We start from the raw sequence: 14861 nt of genomic DNA on the forward strand, positions 1-14861 counted from the left end.
GGGCCCCGCCGCAACGGCTCGCGCGTGCCCGTCACCGCGCTGGTGGACCAGTTCTATGCCGACGTGCAGGGCCTGGGCGGCAACCGCTGGGATACGTCGAGCCTGATCAAACGCCTGAAGTGAAGCCCCCCTGAGGCGCTTCGCGCCATCCCCCGGAGGGGGACGCCCCCAGCGCGGCGGGGCGGCCCTTGCGCGGGGGCGCTGGCTCGGGGCGCGCCAGTTTCAAAGGCTCCGGGAACAAACGGCCCGCAGCCGGGTCAGAGCGATCGGGCGGGCGCGGTGTCGGTGGTGACCGGCGCGGGGGTCGGCGAGTTGCGGCGCAGCTCTTCTTCGGTGACGATCTCGAACACGCGCACGACCTTGCTCACGCCGCTCACGCCACGGGAGATCTCGGTGGCGCGGCCGGCTTCGCGCTGGGTGACGCGGCCCATCAGGTAGACGATGTTGCGCTCGGTCACCACCTTGAAGGCGTTGGCCGAGATATCGGCCGCGTCAACGAAGCTGGCGCGCACCTTGCCGGTGATGACGGTGTCGTTGGAGCGCTGGCCCAGCGAGGTGTTGGGCAGCACGGCCAGGTCATTGACCACCGAACGCACGTTGTCCACGCCGGTCACGATGCGCTCGACGGTTTCGCGGTCCTGGGCGCTGGCCACTTCGCCGGTCAGCAGGGCCTGGCGGTTGTAGCTGGTCACGTTCACATGGGCGCGGTCGCCCAGCGCCTCGCGGATGCGGTTGGCTGCGCGCAGCTCGATGCCTTCGTCCTCGACCTGGGTGCCCGTCGTGCGGCGGTCCACAGCCATCATGCTGCCCACCACGGCGCCCCCGACGATCAGCGGGGCGCAGGCCGAAAGGCCGGCTGCCAGGGCGGCAGCGGCCAGGGCCGTGCAGAGGGTGCGGTTCATGGTTTGCTTCATAGCGGTATCTCCTGTTCACCAAGTAACTGGGCGTCCACGCCATCGCACAGGCAGTGCAGCACCAGGGCGTGGACCTCGCGCACGCGGGCGGCGCGGTCATGCGGCACGCTGATCAGCACATCGGTTTCGCGCAGCACGGCTGCCAGCTGGCCGCCGTTGCGGCCGGTGAGCACCACCACGGTCATGTCGCGCTCGTGCGCGGCCTCGGTCGCCGCCAGCAGGTTGGCCTCGTTGCCACTGACCGACAGGGCCAGCAACAGGTCGCCCGCCTGGCCCAGTGCCCGCACCTGGCGGGCAAATTGCTGGGAGCCCTGGTCCTGGGCGCCACCCGGCCCGGCCGTCAGCAGCGTGCTGTCGGCGGTGAGGGCCAGGGCGGCCAGCTCGGGGCGCTCGCGCTCGAAGCCGGCCACGCAGAAGGCGGCGAACTGCTGCGCCTCGGCGGCCGAGGGGCCGTTGCCGCAGGCCAGCACCTTGCCGCCGCTGGTCACGCAGGCCAGCATGGCGTGCACTGCCGCAGCAATGGGGGTGCTCAGGGTCTGGGCCGCCTGGTATTTCAGGTCGGCGCTGTCGATGAAGTGCTGTTGGATGCGTTGCTCAAGCATGGAGGCCCGATGATACCCGCCGCGTGTTACAGCTTTTGCCGCAAATTTTGTAGCAAAGGGTTTAGGCTGCACCGGGGGTTGCGCCCCAGGCGCCGACGGGAACTTTGCAGGTCACTGCGCGTCGAACGCCGCCTTGAGCCATTGCACCTGGGCTTCCTCGACCAGCACGACGTCAAAGCGGCACGGCGGTGGCGCAGCCAGGCGCATCAGGTAGTGCCGCGCCGCCAGTACGATGCGCTGCTGCTTGACGGCGCCGATGCTCGCCCCGGCGCCGCCGAAGGCCTGGCTGGCACGGCTGCGCACTTCCACGAAGACGGTGGTGCCATCACGCTCGCACATCACCAGGTCGATCTCGCCCCCGCCGCGCCCGGGCGTCCGATAATTGCGCGTTAGCAGGCGCAACCCGGCGGCCTGCAGGTGCGCCAGTGCGCGGTCTTCCGCCACCACGCCCTGCTGCCGGGTGGTGTTTCCAGCCACGGCGGGCGCCGGCTTGTCTGCGGCCTGCCTTTTTCCAAGTCCAAGGAATTTCATTGAGCGCCTCTTTCGCTTCCGCCCTCGACGCCGCGCGCGATGCAGCGGCTGCGCAGCATTATCCGCAGGGGGCCCTGTACGTGGTGGCCACGCCCATCGGCAACCTGGCCGACATCACCCTGCGTGCGCTGCACGTCCTGCAGTTGGCCGACACCGTGGCCTGCGAGGACACGCGCCACACCCAGTCCCTGCTGCGCGCCTATGGCATCGACAAGAGCGCCTCGCAGCTGCTCGCCGTGCACCAGCACAACGAAGCCGAGGCCGCGCAGAACGTGGTGCAGCGGCTGCACGAGGGCCAGCGCGTGGCCTATGTGAGCGACGCCGGCACCCCCGGCGTGAGCGACCCGGGTGCCCGCCTGGTGGCTGCCGTGCAGGCCGCGGGCCTGCGCGCCCTGCCCCTGCCCGGCGCCAGCAGCATCACCACCGCACTCAGCGTGGCCGGCGCGGTGGCGCACAGTGCCGAGCACGGTGGCTTTGTGTTTGCGGGCTTCCTGCCGGTGAAGAATGCCGAGCGCGCGGCCACCATCGGGCACCTGGCCGGCGAGGCGCGCTGCGTGGTGCTGCTCGAAGCGCCCCACCGCATCGGTGAGCTCGCGCAGGCCCTGGCGGTGCTGGGCGAGCGCCCGGTGACCCTGGCACGCGAGCTGACCAAGCAGTTCGAAGAAGTCACCACCCAGCCTGCGCAGGCACTCACTGCCTGGCTCGACGGCGCACCGCAGCGCTCGCGCGGTGAATTCGTGGTGCTGCTGCACCCCGTTCCGGTGGCCGCAGATGACGGCGAAAGCCTGCGCGTGCTGCGCCTGCTGCTGGCCGAGCTGCCGCTCAAGACCGCCGTGCGCCTGGCCGCCGAGATCACGGGCGCATCGCGCAACGTGCTCTACGACACGGCGCTGGACTGGAAAAAGGGCGAGAAGGAAGGCGCCGAGGGCTGAAAGCTCAGCGCCCCGACACCGCCAGGCCTGCCGCCACGCCGCCGAACAGATCGCCTTCGACCTGGGGCGTTTCCGGGAAGGCCCGGCGCAGGGCCTCGCGCAGCGGGCGCAGCGCGGACGAGCCCCCGGTCAGGTAGATCGCATCCGGCCCGCGCGGTGCGAGGCCGGCGAGCTGCACGCACTCCTGCGCGCAGGCCACCACCTGCTCCAGCGGCGAAGCCAGGTGCTGCGCAAGCCCTTCGGGGGTGACAGCGGAGTCCAGCGCGGGCTCGATCCAGCCCAGGTCCATGGGTGCCGCGGCATCCGACAGCGAGGCCGCGATCTTGGCCTGCTCCACCGTATTGGCCATGCGGTGGCCCAGGCGCTCGTTGAGTACCGTCATCAGCCGCGCATGCAGGCGCTGGTTGGCATAGTCGGTGCGCAGGCTCTGGGCGTCGCGCAGCGCCTTGGGCGCATACAGCCACTGGATCAGGTGCCAGGTCGAGAGGTCGAAGAACACGCGGTTGGGCACTTCGCGCCCGCTCGGCCCCAGGTGCCGATAGCCCAGCATCGGCATCAGCAGCTCCAGGCTCAGGCGCCGGTCGAAGTCAGTGCCGCCCACATGCACGCCTGTCGTGGCCAGCACGTCGGCAGCACGGTCGGCACCGAGCGCCAGGCGCTCGGGCCCCAGCCGCACCACGGTGAAGTCCGAGGTGCCGCCGCCGATGTCCACCACCAGCACCAGCGACTCGCGGCTGATGCGCTGCTCGTAGTCGAGCGCGGCGGCCATGGGCTCGAACTGGAAGGACACGTTCTGGAAACCCGCGTCCAGTGCCGCCTTGCGCAGCGATTCCTCGGCCTGCTGGTCGCGCGCCAGATCGTCGTCCACGAAGTGCACGGGTCGCCCCATGATCACCTGGGCCGGCATGGCGCCCAGGGCTTCGGTGGCCTTGTGGGCCAGCATGCGCAGGAACAGGCCGATGATGTCCTGGTAGCTCATGAGCTGGTTGTGCACCGCCGTCTTGTCCTGCAGCAGCGCGCTGCCCAGCAGGCTCTTGAGCGAGCGCATCAGCCGCCCTTCGGTGCCCGCCAGGTACTGGCCGACGGCGTCGCGGCCGAAGTGCGTGCGGTGGTCCTCGGCGTTGAAGAACAGCGCCGTGGGCAAGGTGACGCCCTGCCCCTCCAGCGCGATCATGCGGGCGGGCGAGCGGCCCTGGCGCACGGCCATGGCCGAGTTGGAGGTGCCAAAGTCAATGCCGAGGGTGGTGTCCTTCAGGAGGGGCATGGGGATCGAAGAGGGAGAAAGAAGCAAGGAACAGAAAGCGAAAGCGGCGCAGCCGGGTGCGCGCGGAGCGAAGGCGGCGGGGCCTTGCGCAAGGGGAGCGGGATTGTGCCATGGCGCAGCAAGCCCCCGGGGCAGGCGCCCATGGCGGCCTCAGGGGGTCGGTGCCGGCGCGATCATGGCCGGCACCGCCGCGCGCATGGCGGACACGAAGCGCAGCAGGCGCGACGGGTAGAAGCGGGCATGCGGATAGACCAGGTACATCGGCAACGGCGCGGGCTGCCATTGGGGGGCCAGATGCACCAGCGTCCCCTGGGCCAGTTCCTGCTGCATCAGCCAGGCCGAGCCCGCACAGGCCCCGAGCCCCCGCTTGGCCGCACTGCGCAGGGCATACAGGCTGTCGGTGCTCATCCGCGGGCGAAAGGCAATGCGGCGCGTTTCCCCTGTGGTGGCGTGGGTCAGCGCCAGCTCATTGCGGTAGTAGGTCTGCAGGGCCAGCCAGGGCAGCCCCGCCAGCCCGTCTGGATCGTGGGGAATGGCGCCGCCCGCACCCAGCAAGGAAGGCGCGCACACCACGATGCGCGGCACCTCGGCCAGGCGGATGGCCACCACGGCCGGATCGGCCGGCTCACCGACCTGGATGGCGCAGTCGATGCCCGCGCCGATGAAGTCGCGCACATCGTCCTGGAGCAGCCATTCGACCGACACGCGCGGGTGCGCGCCCAGGAACTGCGCCAGCGGCCCCACGAACATCTCCTGCCCGAAGGCATGCGGCATGGCCACGCGCAGCGTGCCTTCGGGTTCTTCCTGCGCGCCGCGCAGGTCGGCCTCGAAGGACGCCCAGTTCGCCAACAGCTCCTTGGCCCGCTGGTAGCAGCGCTCTCCATCCACCGTGAGGCGCATGGTGTGGGTGGTGCGCTGCAGCAGGCGCACCCCCAGGGACTGTTCCAGCGCCTGCAGGCGGCGGCTCACCGTGGGCTGGGTAGCGTGCATCTGCGCCGCGGCGGCCGACAGGCTGCCGGCTTCGACGATGCGCACAAAGGTTTCCATCCACTGCAGGCGATTGCCCAGTGCGCTGCGGGAGCCCGCCTGGAGCGGCGCGCCGGTGGACTGTGCTTCCGGTGGTGTTGTCATGCACCCAGCGTATATCCAAAGTGCAAATCATCCTACTACCAAGAGAACGCTGCAGGAATCACACTTCGCCCAGGTCATTCCCAAGGGTTAACACCATGTCTTTCATGCAAAAAACGGATGCCTTGAGCGGCATCGCGCCTGGCAGCCCCAGGTCGGCAATGCAGGCCCCGGCGCTTCCCGCCGCCCTGGTGCTGTTGCTCGCCGCCGGTGCCGGCCTGGGCGTGGCCTCGCTTTACTACAGCCAGCCCATGCTGGGCGTGCTGGGGGCAGACATCGGCGCCCCCGGCCAGGCTGTGGGATGGGTGCCCACGCTCACGCAGCTCGGCTATGCGCTGGGCATCCTGCTGCTCGCGCCGCTCGGGGACCGCTTCGACCGGCGCCGCATCATCCTCGCCAAGGCCACCGCGCTGGTGGGCTCGCTGCTGCTCGCCGCGGTGGCGCCCTCCATCGGCGTGCTGCTCGCTGCCAGCCTGGCCATCGGCATCACCGCCACCCTGGCGCAGGACATCGTGCCCGCCGCCGCCACGCTGGCGCCTGCCGCCCACCGCGGCAAGGTGGTGGGCACGGTGATGACCGGCCTGCTGCTGGGCATTTTGCTGTCGCGCGTGGTCAGCGGCTTCGTGGCCGAACATTTCGGCTGGCGCACCGTGTTCGTGGCCGCAGCGGCCAGCGTGGCGGCCATGGGCCTGGCCACATGGCGCGGCCTGCCGCGTTTTCAGCCCACCACCCAACTGCCGTATGTCCAGTTGCTGGCCTCGCTGGCCACGCTGTGGCAGCGCCATCCCGGCCTGCGGCGCGCCACGCTGGCGCAAGGCCTGCTTTCGGTGGGGTTCAGCGCCTTCTGGTCCACGCTGGCGGTGATGTTGCATGGCGCACCATTCCACCTGGGCAGTACCGCCGCCGGTGCCTTTGGCCTGGCCGGTGCGGCCGGCGCACTGGCGGCGCCCCTTGCTGGCCGGCTGGCCGATCGCCGCGGGCCGGAACTCGTCACCCGCCTGGGCGCGGGTCTGGCCGCCCTGTCCTTCGCCGCGATGGCACTGGCACCCTGGATGGGCCCCACCGCCCAGCTGTGCCTGCTGGTGGTGTGCGCCATCGGTTTCGACCTCGGCGTGCAGGCCGCGCTGATCGCGCACCAGACCCTGGTCTATGGCATCGACCCGGGTGCCCGCAGCCGGCTCAATGCCGTGTTGATGGCGGGCATGTTCACCGGCATGGCGACCGGTGCGGCCCTGGGCAGCCTGCTGCTGGCCCAATGGGGCTGGATGGGCGTGGCGCTGCTGGCCACGGCAGCCAGCCTGGCGGCCCTGGCCGTGCGCCTGTGGGCCCCTGCCCGGGCCGCCTGAGGCAGACCGCGGCCATTGGCTACACCGTGCCGGGTGGCACCCACTCGCGCACGAAGTCGCCCGCATCCAGGCGAGCGGGCGGTGGCAGCCGGTCCTTGGACGTGCCCATGTACAGAAAGCCCAGCAGGCGATCACTGGCGCCCAGACCGAGCGCCGCCTTCACGCTGTCGTCATGGGAGTTGGCACCCGTGGCCCAGAAGCCCCCGAAACCCAGGATGTGCAAGGCGTTCAGCATGTTCATCACGGCGGCGCCGGTGGCCAGCACCTGCTCGCCCTCGGGCACCTTGTGTGGCACCTTCACATGCGCCACCAGGGCCACGAGCATCGGTGCCGCCATGGCCTTGCCGCGAAAGCGCTCGCCATCGTCATAGGGGTCGCGGGCCCGGGCAGCGCGCGCGAACACCTGGCCCAGCGCAGACCGCGCCTCGCCGCGCACGACGACGAAGCGCCAGGGCCGCAGCTGCCCATGGTCGGGGGCACGCATCGCGGCGGCGAACACCAGGTCCAGCGCAGCGGCATCGGGCGCCGGCTCGACCAAGGGCCACGGCGATTGCCGGCTGAGCAGCAGGTCCATGGCATGGCGCTGCGCAGGAGACAACGGGGGTTGGGACAAGGCCGGGTGGGAGGGATCGGAAACAGACATGGTGTCCTTGCAATCAGGGCGGGGAAAGAGCCCCCGGTGCCGGTCGGCATCGCGAGCAATGGCAAGAGAGACATGGCGGCGGGCGGCCTGGTGGCGACGGCCGGCGCGAAACGACGGGGAGACGCGCGCGGGCAGTGCCCAGGGGCTGGCTGGCGCCGGGGTGGACAATCCACCCCATGGCGCGGCATGGGAGCCATCGTCCGCCGGGGCTGGCGAACAGCGCCTATCGTAGACCAGGGTCTGCAGACGCTGCCCGGACGCACGGCTTTCACCGGACTTGCGGCAGGGTGTTGTCGCGCGGGCCCACGCAAGCGCCGGTCTCTCCAGTCCGATTCGAACGGACATGCCTGAAGGCGCCAGGGTTTGAGGCTGGTGCGTCTGCCAGTTGCGCCATGGAGAGAGGCAGGGGGAATGGGGTGCACGAACGGAATCGAACCGTCGTCGGCGGGATCACAACCCGCAGCTCTGCCATTGAGCTACGCGCACCACGAAAAGGGATACAGAAAATGGATGGAGGTGCGGACCGGATTCAAACCGGTGTCTGCGGATTTGCAATCCGCTGCATGGTCGCTTTGCTACCGCACCCTCGAGAGCCTGTTGGTGGTCTTTTCAGGGTCGCGAAAAGATCGCCAAAAGGCCCAGGTAAATGGCCCCACGTGCACGACTCGAACGTGCAACCCCCTGCTTCGTAGGCAGGTGCTCTGATCCATTGAGCTAACGCGGGAAAAAATTGGTGCCCCAGGGGAGAGTCGAACTCCCAAAATCTTGCTTCTAAGGCAAGCACGTATGCCGGTTCCGTCACCGGGGCTTGGAGATTTAAAAAAGGAGAACCCTCCACTTCCGATGTGCCCTCACGCAGCTGCTTGCTGGCGGTGTGGTGACGACACACACGAAATTGATGGGAGCGGCTTGCCGCCCGGTTGAGAACAAAAAGGCCCGGAACCTTGCGGTGCCCGGGCCTCTGCGAAGAGAGTTTGGAGGTGATGCGCCTAAGCGCGCCCCCCACCCGGTGGCCAGCGATCCTCATCATGGCCATGCGCACACAGCACATCCGCGGCCAGGCATGGCAACAGTCGCAACACGACGGTACACGGCGCAAGCACAGCGACGCGCACGAGCGCCCGGCCCGGTGCGGGTCGGCGGCTGGAGAGGGTGGCGGCGGCGTTCATGGGGAATCCTGGTGGGAGCGCAATCGGTTGAAAAGGGGTGCGGTCGAAACCGCGATGGAAGCAATAGTAAATAGTCTTTACTATGCAGTCAACAGCCTTGTGAGAATATTTTGAAAACCATCCGTTTTCAGCGCAAAGGCGCAGTGCCCTCGCGCAACCGCAACACCCGGGCAACGAAGTCCGCATAGCGGCCTGCAGGCTGCTGGAGCAGCGGCAGGCCTGTCGCATGGGCCGCCGCCTCCAGGGCCAGCGGCCACGAAGGGCCTTCCCCCGTGGGCACCTGCCTGCGCGCATGGGCCCCCAGCACCAGCTCCTGCCCCCAGAAGTACACCTCGCGCGCCTGGACATGGGACTGCATGCGTTGCACATCGGGCAGCATGCGCGGCTCGGCAATGCCCAGCCAGATGTCGGCATACAGGAAGTCGACGGGTGGCATCTCCGGCGCAGGTCGCCACTCCAAGGCATCGGCCTCTACCAGCTCCACCTTCTGTGCAGCCGACGGCGGCAGGCCGGCAAGCACGCGGCACCGATCAAACAGTTCCAGCACCTGTGCGTCGCGCTCCACCACCGTGACCTTGTGCACGGTGGGCAGCAGCGCAATGTTGGCCGTGGCCCAGCCCATGCCCAGTCCCATCACGACCGTGTGCCCATGCGCATGGCGGCACGCCAATTCCTGGCTTTCGATCTCGAACGGCGAGAGCGACATCCAGGTTTCCCAGTGGTCGCCGGCCCCCTTGCGCAGAAGGATGGCGGAATTCTCCACGACGCAAGGACCGCTGTGGTAGCCGCGGTCCAGGCCCACGCCACCGCGCCGCAGTTGCCACTGCCCCACGGCCCCCTCGGGATATTGCGGCATGTGCCAGGGTGATTCGAACAGCGGCAGGCCGAGCGCCTGCGCAAGCGCGCCCGCCGGTGGCTGCGAAAAGGAGGAGGGGTCTGGGGATGGTGGTGGTGTGTGCACGGCAGCCATCTTAGGAAAGGGTCCCCCCCGCCGTCCAGTGGATCATGCACGTCCAATGCAAAACGCCCCAGCACCGTTGAAAGTACTGGGGCGTTCGCTATTTTGGTGGCCTGGGGCGGAATCGAACCACCGACACAAGGATTTTCAATCCTCTGCTCTACCGACTGAGCTACCGGGCCTGAGCCTCAAATTATAGCCAGAAAATTGACCCTGAAAAGATTACGGATCAATTTTTTTCAGGCGCGCTTGCCGCGACCCAGGTCCACGCCCAACTGGCGCAACTTGCGGTACAGGTGCGTGCGCTCCAGGCCGGTCTTTTCAGCCACGCGGGTCATGGAGCCGCCTTCGCGGGCCAGGTGGAATTCGAAGTAGGCTTTTTCAAAGCCGTCGCGCGCTTCGCGCAGCGGGCGGTCCAGGTCGAACCCCTGGTGCGCATGCGGGCCGGCTTCGACACCGGACAGCGCGGTGATCACCGGCACCTGGGTGAAAGGCGCGTCGGCGGGTGCGGCGGCCGGGGCCTGCACGGCCGCCACGGGGGCGGCGTGGTGGGCGGCGTTGCGCGCCAGGCCCTGCTCCACGGCCTTGAGCAGCTTTTGCAGGGTGATGGGCTTTTCCAGGAAGGAGAAGGCACCGATGCGGGTGGCCTCCACCGCCGTGTCGATGGTGGCGTGGCCACTCATCATGATGACGGGCATGGTCAGCACGCCGCCGGTGGCCCACTCCTTGAGTAGCGACACGCCATCGGTGTCGGGCATCCAGATGTCCAGCAGCACCAGGTCATAGCTGCTGCCGGCACGCGCCGCACGGGCCTGCGTCGCATTCTCTGCAAGGTCCACGCTGTGGCCTTCGTCGTTCAGGATTTCGGACAGCAGGTCGCGAATGCCGAGCTCATCGTCGACCACCAGAATGTTTGCCATGTGTGTGAAAACGCCTTGGGAGGTACTGCGGGGCGTGTTGTTATGCCGCCACCGCTGGTTCAGTGGCGAATGATAACGACACTTGGGCGCCCCGCACCACGCCATCTTCGACCCGGTTGGACAGGTCGATGCGCGCCCCATGCTCGTCCGCGATCTTTTTGACCACGGCGAGACCCAGGCCAGTGCCACGCGGTTTGGTGGTGACATAGGGCTCGAAAGCACGCTGCAGGATGTGCGCCGGAAAGCCGCTGCCGCTGTCCGACACCGTGAGCCGCACGCGCCCGGAAGACTCGCTCCAGCGCGTCGTGATGCGCACCGGCGACGGGTTTTCGCCACCCGCGGCGCGCGCCTGTTCGGTCGCGTCCTGCGCGTTCTGCAGCAGGTTGTGCACCACCTGGCGCAACTGCTGCGCATCGCCTGCAATCGCCGGGCAACGCGCGTCCAGCTCAGCTTTCACGGGGACTGTGGCGTTTTCCTCGCCATACAGATGGAGCACGTCGGTCACCAGCGCGTTGATGTCCAGCGCGTGCAGTTCGGCGGCCGGCAGGCGTGCGTAGTCCCGGAATTCGTTGACCAGGCGCTTCATCGCATCGACCTGCTCGACGATGGTCCGGACCGACTTGGTGAGCACGGCCTGCTCGGTGGCCGCGACCTTGCCGGTGAGCTTCATCTCGAGCCGTTCGGCCGACAGTTGAATAGGCGTGAGGGGGTTCTTGATTTCGTGTGCCAGGCGCCGTGCAACCTCGCCCCAGGCCTGCGCGCGCTGCGCCGAAACGATTTCGGAAATGTCGTCAAAAACCAACAGTCGGGTCGAATCCGGCAGTTCCGCACCCCGCGCAATGATGCTGGTCGCGTGCTGCCCGACGCCGGCGAGCGAGGCGTGCAACTCGAACGGGTGCTGCCAGTGGTCCAGCCCGTGGTGGTCGCGCTCGCCCAGGAAGGCGGCAAACTGTTTCTGCACAGCGGCGGCAAAGTCCGCCAGGCCGGGCACTTCGGCCAGCGCCTGCCCCTCGAAGGCCGCCATGGGCGCACGCAGGATGCGCGTGGCGCCGGGGTTGGACGAGCGGATGGTGCCCGCGCCGTCGAGCACCATCACGCCGGCAGTGAGGTTGTCGAGGATGGTCTGCAGGTTGGCGCGCGCCGCGTCCACCTCGCTCATGCTCTGCTCCACGGCACCACGGGCGTCCGCCAGCTGCTGGGTCATGAGCGCGAACGAGCGGGTCAGGCCGCCGAGCTCGTCCTTGCCCTGCAGGGCGGCCTTGGGGCTCAGGTTGCCGGCGGCCACCTCGCGCACCCCCTCGGCCAACACCAGCAGCGGCCGCACCAGCTGGTTGCCGAGCAGCACGGCCAGCAGCACAGCACCGAAGACGGCCAGGAACAGGCTCAGCGTGAGCGTGCCCACATACATGCGCCGCAGGCCGCCGCGCGCCAGGGCGCGCTCCTGGTACTCGCGGTTGGCCTCCTGCACGGCGATGGCGTTCTCCACCAGGGCCGGCGGCAGCATCAGCGTGGCCTGCAGGTAGCGCGGCTCGGCCAGCAGGCCCACCGTGGGGCTGCTGACCAGGGCAATGATCTTCACGCGCGCGTTCTGCACGGCAGCAGGGTCTGCGATATCGTCCAGCCCCTCGATCTGCGTCAGCGCCCGCTGCTGGCGCACGGTGCGCAGCAGCGGCACGCCGGGCCGCTCGGGGTTCAGGCTGAAGCGCGACTGGCCGGCGCTGGCCACGGCCTGCCCCGCGCTGTTCCACAGGATGACGTCGGTGGCCCCCAACTGGTCGCGGATGCGCTCGAGCACCACCCCGGCGGAGGCATCTGGGACCTGCGCCACCTGGGCGCTGGCCGTGCGCGTCTTGGACGCCATGTCGGTCGCCAGGGCATCGAGCGAGACGCGCGCCAGGTTCACCCCGGCGGACAGCGCCCCCTCGACCTTCACGTCGAACCAGCTTTCGATCGAGCGGGTCACGAACTGGTAAGACACCACGTAGATCAACAGGCCGGGCACCAGGCCGACCAGCGCAAAGATGGCCGCCAGCTTGACCAGCAGGCGGCTGCCGAAGCGGCCCCGGCGCAGGCGCAGCCACAGGCGCACAGCCACCCAGCCGAGCACCGCGAGCAGCAGCAGGGCCACCAGCACGTTCACGCCGAAGAGCCAGGCATAGTTGCGCTCGTAGAGCGCACGGTTGTTGGTGGCCAGCGTCAGCAGAAAGAGCAGCACCAGCCCGATGGCGGACATGATGGCGGCCCCTACACCCACCGCCCAGCGCACCGCTCGGGACTGGCGCGCCGCCAGATGGGCCGAAGCCGACGCTGGCGCCGCAGCAGGCCCGGTGGTCACTTGGCGCCTTCCGGCAAGGCCAGGCGCCCAGTGCGCGAGACCAGCAGGTTCCAGCCAGAGCGGCCCACGGCGCCGATCTGGAACGGGCGGGGCAGTTGCGACATGTCGAGCCTGAAGCGAAACTGTATCGTATGGCCGGCATCGGTATCGATTGCAGTGGCTTCTGCAATCTTCCAGCGCGAAACCCGCTGCATCGCCGACAGCGCATCTTCCAGGTCGTCGAAATTCTGGCCCAGCGCCACGCCCAGGCCGGTGTTGGTGATGGGGGATGCCGAGGTGCTCAGGCGCCAGCGCCGGGTCAGGGGCTGGTAGCTCAGCCGCAGGTAGCGCGTGGCCTCGGCCACCAGGCGGTCGGACCAGTACCAGCGGTCGCGCATGACCTGCGCTTCCATCACGAAATACATGGGGATGCCCTTGCGCAAGGCATCTTCGGCGAGCTCGGGCAGGTCGAACTCCAGGCTGGTGCTCAGGTAGATGCCATCGTCCAGGCGCTGCAGGCGCAGTTCGGCCACTTCACCGCGGCTGGTCTCCGCCCGGGTGGACATCGGCAACACCCACAAGGTGATCAGCATCAAAAGCGCACCAATCCACCCCCAACGAGCTGCGGAGCGCTCAGTCGGCCGATTTTTGCAACAGTGCGTAAAAAAATCCGTCGTGATCACCGAATCGATTGTCCGGGACAGCCCCCTGCTTGTCCGCTGCGCGGGGGATTAAATGCCCAGGCGAGGGGAGCAAATGTGCATCGGTGTTGTGTGCAAGAAACGTTTGCACCTGTGCGTCCCCCTCCGCACGGAAGACGGAGCAGGTGCAGTACAGCAGCCGCCCGCCGGGCGCGAGCAGCGGCCACAGGGCGGCCAGCAACTGCTTTTGCAGGGTAGCCAGCTGGGCGATGTCCGTCTCGCGGCGCAGCCAGCGCACGTCCGGGTGGCGGCGCACGATGCCCGAGGCGGTGCACGGTGCATCGAGCAGGATGGCATCGAACAGCGCGCCGCCACTGGCCTGCGGCCACCAGGCCTCTGGCTGGGCCGCGTCGGCCACCAGCACCTGGGCGGCCAGGCCCAGGCGGGAAAGGGTCTGGTGGATGCGCTCGGCGCGCGTGGCGTCGATCTCCAGGGCCGTCACCTGCAGCGGAGCACCCTCCCCGGCCATCTCCAGCAGGTGGGCAGTCTTGCCGCCGGGGGCAGCACAGGCGTCCAGCACCCTGAGGCTGCGCGTGCGGTCCATTCCCTGCAGCAGCAGTGGCGCCGCCTGCTGGGCCGCCATGTCCTGCACCGACACGCGGCCCTGGGCAAAGCCGGGCAGTGCCTGCACCGGCAGCGGCCGGTGCAGCACCAGGCCATCGGCACCGGCCGGGTCGGCAGCGGCGCCCATGTCGGCCAGCTCCTGCTGGTACTGCGCCTGGCTGCCCTGCAGCCGGTTCACGCGCAGCGCCATCGGGGCGTGGGTGTTGTTGGCATGCAGGATCTGCTCCCACTGTTCGGGGTGGTCCTTCTGCAGGCGCTTGATCCACCACAGCGGGTGGTTCCAGCGGGCCACGGGGTCGGCCTCGGTGGCCGCCACCAGTGCATCGCTTTCGCGCAGAAACCGCCGCAGGCAGGCATTGATGAACGAGGACTGGGCGCGCGTGGCCGGGTGCCGCTTGGCGGCTTCCACGGCCTGGTTGACCAGGGTGAAGGGCTCATAGGGGGCTTCGTCGGCACGCCAGCACAGCGCCAGTGCCGTGCACAGCAGGGCATCCGCATCGGGCGGCGGTGGCCGGCGGGCCAGCTGGCGCCGCAGGGCCTCGGCACGCCCCAGGTTGCGCAGCACCTGGAACAGCAAGGCCTGCACGCCTGGGCGCAGAGCGGCGCCGACCGCGTCCAGCGCCGCAGTGCCCGAGGTGCCGCCCCGGATCGCCTGGAGCACGCCGGCCACGGCGACAAGTTGCTGCCACAGCGCCACCTGCGGGGCAGCGTCCCCCCGGCTGGCGCCGGCCTGTGCGGCAGGGCGACCGGAACCGGGACGCTGCCCTTCGGGCACGGCGGGGTGGGGTGGGGCTGGTTTCATGGTCGGGGCCTCGGGGTGCCGGCACACAGGCGCGGGGTCTGGCGGTCAAAAAAGAAAAAGGCCGGAAAAAATC

The 14861-nt window shown here is 68.9% G+C and carries 13 protein-coding genes, 5 tRNA genes and 1 pseudogene; 3 read left to right on the forward strand and 16 right to left on the reverse strand.

Features of this window, described 5'->3' with window-relative positions:
* A pseudogene (locus PMI14_RS34695) lies at positions 1-123 on the forward strand (NAD(P)-dependent oxidoreductase); the annotation flags it as partial.
* Between the two features lie 134 nt (positions 124-257).
* Here PMI14_RS34695 and PMI14_RS04015 read toward each other — a convergent pair.
* From PMI14_RS04015 to PMI14_RS04025, 3 genes are all read right to left on the reverse strand, one after another.
* A complete protein-coding gene (locus PMI14_RS04015) occupies positions 258-914 on the reverse strand; it encodes a BON domain-containing protein (RefSeq protein ID WP_007849996.1) in 657 nt (218 codons plus the stop codon).
* On the reverse strand, positions 911-1516 hold the full coding sequence (locus PMI14_RS04020; RefSeq protein WP_007849999.1) for an SIS domain-containing protein: 606 nt from the start codon (positions 1514-1516) through the stop codon (positions 911-913). The genes PMI14_RS04015 and PMI14_RS04020 overlap by 4 nt, the downstream gene beginning before the upstream one ends.
* Before the next feature lie 111 nt (positions 1517-1627).
* On the reverse strand, positions 1628-2047 hold the full coding sequence (locus PMI14_RS04025) for a YraN family protein (RefSeq protein WP_035202263.1): 420 nt from the start codon (positions 2045-2047) through the stop codon (positions 1628-1630).
* On the opposite strand from PMI14_RS04025, the gene rsmI reads away from it, so the two are divergent.
* A complete protein-coding gene (gene rsmI / locus PMI14_RS04030) occupies positions 2047-2979 on the forward strand; it encodes a 16S rRNA (cytidine(1402)-2'-O)-methyltransferase (protein ID WP_007850004.1) in 933 nt (310 codons plus the stop codon). The genes PMI14_RS04025 and rsmI overlap by 1 nt on opposite strands.
* A gap of 4 nt (positions 2980-2983) precedes the next feature.
* On the opposite strand, the gene PMI14_RS04035 is transcribed toward rsmI, so the two are convergent.
* Both PMI14_RS04035 and PMI14_RS04040 read right to left on the reverse strand, forming a co-directional pair.
* The gene (locus tag PMI14_RS04035; protein ID WP_007850006.1) at positions 2984-4243 is read right to left on the reverse strand and encodes an Hsp70 family protein; all 1260 of its coding nucleotides are present in this window, start codon (positions 4241-4243) and stop codon (positions 2984-2986) included.
* A 150-nt stretch (positions 4244-4393) separates the two neighbouring features.
* A complete protein-coding gene (locus tag PMI14_RS04040) occupies positions 4394-5290 on the reverse strand; it encodes a LysR family transcriptional regulator (protein WP_035202274.1) in 897 nt (298 codons plus the stop codon).
* 179 nt (positions 5291-5469) lie between these two features.
* Between PMI14_RS04040 and PMI14_RS04045 the strand changes: the two genes are divergently transcribed.
* Positions 5470-6717 (forward strand): MFS transporter, encoded by a 1248-nt coding sequence (locus PMI14_RS04045; RefSeq protein ID WP_007850011.1) that lies wholly within the window; start codon positions 5470-5472, stop codon positions 6715-6717.
* Between the two features lie 19 nt (positions 6718-6736).
* Here the strand turns inward: PMI14_RS04045 and PMI14_RS04050 are convergent, their stop codons facing one another.
* From PMI14_RS04050 to rsmB, 11 genes are all read right to left on the reverse strand, one after another.
* Positions 6737-7360 (reverse strand): nitroreductase, encoded by a 624-nt coding sequence (locus tag PMI14_RS04050; RefSeq protein ID WP_007850014.1) that lies wholly within the window; start codon positions 7358-7360, stop codon positions 6737-6739.
* Between the two features lie 412 nt (positions 7361-7772).
* Positions 7773-7846, reverse strand: a tRNA-His gene (locus tag PMI14_RS04060).
* Between the two features lie 25 nt (positions 7847-7871).
* Positions 7872-7945, reverse strand: a tRNA-Cys gene (locus tag PMI14_RS04065).
* Between the two features lie 62 nt (positions 7946-8007).
* A tRNA-Arg gene (locus PMI14_RS04070) sits at positions 8008-8084 on the reverse strand.
* Positions 8085-8091: 7 nt separating this feature from the next.
* Positions 8092-8168, reverse strand: a tRNA-Leu gene (locus PMI14_RS04075).
* A 488-nt stretch (positions 8169-8656) separates the two neighbouring features.
* Complete coding sequence (locus PMI14_RS04080) at positions 8657-9490, reverse strand: hypothetical protein (RefSeq protein ID WP_238541798.1); 834 nt, start codon at positions 9488-9490, stop codon at positions 8657-8659.
* A 103-nt stretch (positions 9491-9593) separates the two neighbouring features.
* Positions 9594-9669 (reverse strand) — tRNA-Phe (locus PMI14_RS04085).
* Between the two features lie 57 nt (positions 9670-9726).
* Positions 9727-10407 carry a response regulator gene (locus tag PMI14_RS04090; RefSeq protein ID WP_007850017.1) on the reverse strand — a complete coding sequence of 227 codons (681 nt, stop codon included), beginning with the start codon at positions 10405-10407 and terminating at the stop codon, positions 9727-9729.
* A gap of 40 nt (positions 10408-10447) precedes the next feature.
* Entirely contained in the window at positions 10448-12742 is a 2295-nt protein-coding gene (locus PMI14_RS04095) for an ATP-binding protein (RefSeq protein ID WP_035202267.1), read from the reverse strand.
* A complete protein-coding gene (locus PMI14_RS04100; RefSeq protein WP_007850021.1) occupies positions 12739-13314 on the reverse strand; it encodes a DUF4390 domain-containing protein in 576 nt (191 codons plus the stop codon). The genes PMI14_RS04095 and PMI14_RS04100 overlap by 4 nt, the downstream gene beginning before the upstream one ends.
* A gap of 40 nt (positions 13315-13354) precedes the next feature.
* Positions 13355-14788, reverse strand: coding sequence for a 16S rRNA (cytosine(967)-C(5))-methyltransferase RsmB (gene rsmB / locus PMI14_RS04105; protein WP_007850023.1), 1434 nt, complete (start codon positions 14786-14788; stop codon positions 13355-13357).
* Positions 14789-14861 lie beyond the last annotated feature (73 nt).

This window comes from Acidovorax sp. CF316, assembly GCF_000276605.1.
Classification (GTDB): domain Bacteria; phylum Pseudomonadota; class Gammaproteobacteria; order Burkholderiales; family Burkholderiaceae_C; genus Acidovorax.

Coding starts and splice junctions, on each gene's coding strand:
- PMI14_RS04015 (WP_007849996.1), bottom strand. CDS start 914: ATGAAGCAAACCATGAACCGCACCCTCTGCACGGCCCTGGCCGCTGCC.
- PMI14_RS04020 (WP_007849999.1), bottom strand. CDS start 1,516: ATGCTTGAGCAACGCATCCAACAGCACTTCATCGACAGCGCCGACCTG.
- PMI14_RS04025 (WP_035202263.1), bottom strand. CDS start 2,047: ATGAAATTCCTTGGACTTGGAAAAAGGCAGGCCGCAGACAAGCCGGCG.
- PMI14_RS04035 (WP_007850006.1), bottom strand. CDS start 4,243: ATGCCCCTCCTGAAGGACACCACCCTCGGCATTGACTTTGGCACCTCC.
- PMI14_RS04040 (WP_035202274.1), bottom strand. CDS start 5,290: ATGGAAACCTTTGTGCGCATCGTCGAAGCCGGCAGCCTGTCGGCCGCC.
- PMI14_RS04045 (WP_007850011.1), top strand. CDS start 5,470: ATGTCTTTCATGCAAAAAACGGATGCCTTGAGCGGCATCGCGCCTGGC.
- PMI14_RS04050 (WP_007850014.1), bottom strand. CDS start 7,360: ATGTCTGTTTCCGATCCCTCCCACCCGGCCTTGTCCCAACCCCCGTTG.
- PMI14_RS04090 (WP_007850017.1), bottom strand. CDS start 10,407: ATGGCAAACATTCTGGTGGTCGACGATGAGCTCGGCATTCGCGACCTG.
- PMI14_RS04100 (WP_007850021.1), bottom strand. CDS start 13,314: ATGCTGATCACCTTGTGGGTGTTGCCGATGTCCACCCGGGCGGAGACC.
- rsmB (WP_007850023.1), bottom strand. CDS start 14,788: ATGAAACCAGCCCCACCCCACCCCGCCGTGCCCGAAGGGCAGCGTCCC.